The organism is Brachyspira catarrhinii, assembly GCF_005518285.1.
Taxonomy (GTDB): domain Bacteria; phylum Spirochaetota; class Brachyspiria; order Brachyspirales; family Brachyspiraceae; genus Brachyspira; species Brachyspira catarrhinii.
Window position 1 is genome coordinate 1 of the sequence record NZ_SJDU01000902.1, and the last position, 277, is coordinate 277.

Annotated in this window: 1 protein-coding gene; it reads right to left on the minus strand. The window is 39.7% G+C overall.

Annotated elements, in window-relative coordinates; all coding sequences use genetic code 11:
* The coding region (locus tag EZH24_RS14645; protein WP_161976220.1) for a hypothetical protein at positions 1–277 on the minus strand (277 nt) is incomplete at both ends.

Sequence of the window (277 nt, forward strand, 5' to 3'; positions counted from 1 at the left end):
TTCAAAGTTTTATCGTCTGCCGTAAAAGTGAAATTAATCGTAATCGTTCTTACGGCGGGAGCATCCACACTCGGTATAGCCCTTATTTTAGCAAGCCCCGTATCTTTGATAGTCAATACATTGTTTGCGTAGTCGGTATCCGACTTTAATATTTTGCTACTATCGTCAGTTCCTTCATTATCCACAACTTCGTAGCTTAAAGTGTAGGTATAGTTGTTTGCCGAAACGAAACCGATTTTTATTTCGCCAACCGTAGACGCCGATTTTACGACAAAAT